Origin of the sequence: Arthrobacter agilis (assembly GCF_002953615.1) — a bacterium.
Lineage (GTDB): Bacteria > Actinomycetota > Actinomycetes > Actinomycetales > Micrococcaceae > Arthrobacter_D > Arthrobacter_D agilis_B.
On sequence record NZ_CP024915.1, the window covers coordinates 3292825 to 3296283 of the forward strand.

General features: G+C 69.9%; 3 protein-coding genes. All 3 read left to right on the top strand.

Annotated elements, in window-relative coordinates; all coding sequences use genetic code 11:
• Positions 1-88 precede the first annotated feature (88 nt).
• The 3 genes from CVO76_RS16130 (at position 89) to CVO76_RS16140 (ending at position 3393) form a co-directional block, all read left to right on the top strand.
• A complete protein-coding gene (locus tag CVO76_RS16130; protein WP_208740112.1) occupies positions 89-655 on the top strand; it encodes a DUF1990 family protein in 567 nt (188 codons plus the stop codon).
• A 129-nt stretch (positions 656-784) separates the two neighbouring features.
• The gene (locus CVO76_RS16135; RefSeq protein WP_208740113.1) at positions 785-2191 is read left to right on the top strand and encodes an acetamidase/formamidase family protein; all 1407 of its coding nucleotides are present in this window, start codon (positions 785-787) and stop codon (positions 2189-2191) included.
• Between the two features lie 263 nt (positions 2192-2454).
• Positions 2455-3393 (top strand): hypothetical protein, encoded by a 939-nt coding sequence (locus tag CVO76_RS16140; protein ID WP_208740114.1) that lies wholly within the window; start codon positions 2455-2457, stop codon positions 3391-3393.
• The last annotated feature ends 66 nt before the right edge of the window (positions 3394-3459 follow it).

Consider the following 3459-nt stretch of genomic DNA (forward strand, 5'->3'; position numbering starts at 1 on the left):
AGTTCCCGGTCCACTAGGTTGGAGCGGAGGGATTTCGGGCAGTGCCGACGGGTGGTCGGGCTGCCCCACATCGACGGGGAGGGCACGGATGGAGCAGTTCACGTACGGGGACCAGGGAGCCACCGATCGGCCCTTTCCCGAGCCGCTCGACGGCGGGTGGCCCAGCGGGTACACCGTGATGGTGGAGACCCATGAGCTCGCGACGGATGACCCGTCTGCCGCCTTCACGGCCCTGACCGAGGGAATCCTCACCTGGGAGCTGCACCGCCGTGCCGGGCTCACCATGGAGTCCGGGGCGGATCGGGCGGCACCCGGCGTCCGCGTCGTCTCCGGTTTCGGCCTCGGCCCCGCGCGGATCAAGGCACCCTGCCGGGTCATCTGGTCGAGGGCACCACAGCTCGACGGTGCGGGCAGGGCGGTGCCCGGGCAGCGCGGCGGCTTCGGGTACGGCACGCTGCCCGGGCACCCCGTGCGGGGGGAGGAGGCCTTCTACGCCGAGCTGACCGCGGACAACCGCGTGCTGTTCAGCTGCGCCGCCTACAGCCTGCCGGCCGGCCCCCTGTTCCGGCTCGCGGCCCCGGTGACGCGGCTGACACAGCGGTACGTCCTGTCCCGGTACACGAAAGCGGCACGCGCCCTGGCGGGCGGCGCCTGACCTCCTGCACGCCATCAGCGGGCGCTCGCCGGCAGTTGCCGAAGGACTTCTTCCGGAATCGGGTCCGAAACCGCCCCGTAACCGACCGGTACTAGCTTGTGAATCTCGATGACCCGGAGAGGATCCAGCATGGACGACGTAGTAGGGCAGGAAGCTGCCGAGGTGCTGACGGACGGATTGGGCAGGCGGACATTCATGGGGGTCGTGGCCGCACTCGGCAGCCTCTCGGCCGCATCGGTGGCCGGGGCACCGTCGGCGCTCGCCGCTCCGCCCGTCGCCGGGCGGATACCGGCCGCACCCGGCAAGCCTCCCGGTACGCCCGGCAACGGTCCCGGTGGGAGTACGTCGCGGGGTGGCATCCTGCAGCCCGGGCGCGGCAGCATCCGGGGCGACCACTACCTCTCCTCCACGCCGGACGAGGTCCTCTGGGGCTACGTCCCCACGGTCCACGCCGCGCCGGTGATGACCATGCGGTCCGGCCGCACCGTCACCATCGATGCGCTCTCGCACGAGGGCATCCTCGAGGACCAGGGCCGGAACCCGCTCGAGTACTTCGGTGCGCTCGGCGTGGGCAGCGACTCCGTGCTGCAGGACGCGGTGGACGTGGCGGGCGGCTACCGGCGCACGGAGCGACGGTTCGACGTCGACGGTCCGCACGTCGTCACCGGACCGATCGCCGTCGAGGGTGCCGAACCCGGCGACGTCCTGAAGATCGAGACGCTCGAGGTGCTCCCGCGCGTGCCCTACGGTGTCGTGTCGAGCCGGCATGGAAAGGGCGGCCTCGCCGTGCAGCCCGGATCCACGCCTCCTGCCGGGATCACGCTCGATGAGGTCATGCCCCCGGTCGCCACGGACAACCGGGCATCCGGCATCCCCTCGGACTACGGCAACGTCTCGGTGTTCACGAGGATCGACAAGGGCCAGGGCGTGATGACCAGCGGCGACATGAGCGTCCGGTTCCCGCTGCGGCCCTTCATGGGGATGATGGGCGTCGCCTTCGCGGACGCCGGCGGCCTCACCGCACCCGAGGCGAACTCCGTGCCTCCCACGCTCGGTGGCGGCAACATCGACATCCGCCATCTCGGCGCCGGCTCCACCTTCTATCTGCCCGTCACCGCGCCGGGCGCCCTCTTCTACGTGGGTGATCCGCACATGGGCATGGGTGACGGGGAGGTCGCCCTGACGGCGATGGAGGGTTCACTGCGCGGTACCTTCCGGCTGACCGTCTGCAAGCCCGGAACCGGGGATGCCCCGTCCGTGGCCTACTCCTATCCGTTCGGCGAGACGAAGGACGCCTGGATCCCGATCGGCCTCTCCGACCCGGACGGCCTCGCCGGTGGAGGAGTCTCCGGCGACCTGAACGTCGCCATGCGCCGCGCCATCATCAACGCGCTCGACTTCCTCGAGCACGACCGCGGCATGGAACGTGCCGTGGCGTACGCCTACCTCTCCGCGGCGGCGGATTTCGCGGTCTCGCAGGTCGTGGACCGGACCGTGGGCGTGCACGGGCTCATCGCGAAGGCGCATTTCGGCTGACGCCCGATGCCAAACCGTTACCGTTCCGGACTACTTGTTTTCATTGCCCGGGCAACACAACCACCCTAGGTTGAGAAGTACAGCGGTTGCCCAGGGTAATCCCAGCTCGTTCTGGGACGACGCCCTGATCCGGGCGATCAGCGGAACACAATTTGTTTGTTCGCGGCGCCCTCCAACCGAGGGCGCCGCTTGCGGATGGGGACGCAAGCTGCGCCGTCGGGGACCGCCCGCGGGATACTACGTGTTTCAGGAGAAGCGCACACATGATCGTTGCAAAGAAATGGGTTGCTGCCGGATCGACGGCTACCCTCCTCGCCGGTGGACTGTTCCTCGGAGCTCCGATGGCGTCCGCCGCACCGGGTGACGCCGCCTGCCTGCAGGCTTCGACGCAGTTCAACGCGGCACTGGGTGCTGCCGGTGTCGACCTCACCTTCGTCAGCCAGTTCGAGACAGTGACGGCCGCCGTCGTCACCGCCGCTGCGAATGCTGAGGCTGCGTATGCCGCGGCAGTCGCATCCGAAGCAGCCGTGACGGCTCAGGCTGCAGTCGACAAGGCCGAAGCGGATTACGAGACCGCCACCGGACTCGTTGCGACGGAGGAGGGCGAGTACAAGATCGCCTTCGATGCCGCCGTTGCGGCGGATCAGCAGGGCGATGGCAATCCCCTGAACGACGAGGCGGTCGTTGCCGCGCAGGGCGAGCTGACGCTGGCCCTGGCCGCGCAGGCGACGGTTTCGAACAACGGAACCGCGGCCGCTGCCGCCCTCGAAGCGGCGCTGAACACTCAGCCCGTCATCGACGCCGAGAACGCACTGCTCACCGCGAGCCAGCAGGCCGATGCTCTGCTGCAGCAGCTCAGCGGAGACGCAGTGCTCGCACAGCAGCTCCTCGACCTGTTCAAGGCGTTCCTCGCCGCCTGTGATGCCGGCGCCATCGGCGTCGACCCCGTGACGCCCGTCGTGGTTCCCGCGGCGCCCGTAGCGCCGGTAGCACCCGTCGCAGCTCCCGCTGCTCCGGTCACTCCCGGAGCAGTCGTGAAGGCTCCTGCCGGCACGAACAAGGGCCTCAACGTGCAGACCGCCGTCGCCACCGAGGACAACAGCGCAGCCGTCGCCCTCATCGCGGCACTGCTCGCGGTCGGCGTCGCGGTCCCCGTGGCCACCGCCGCCCGCATGCGCCGCCTCGAGCGCGCACAGCGCTAGCCCCTCGGCTGCCGTCGCCCGGGACCCTGGTCGCACGACCTTGGTTCCGGGCGACGGCAGGCATCC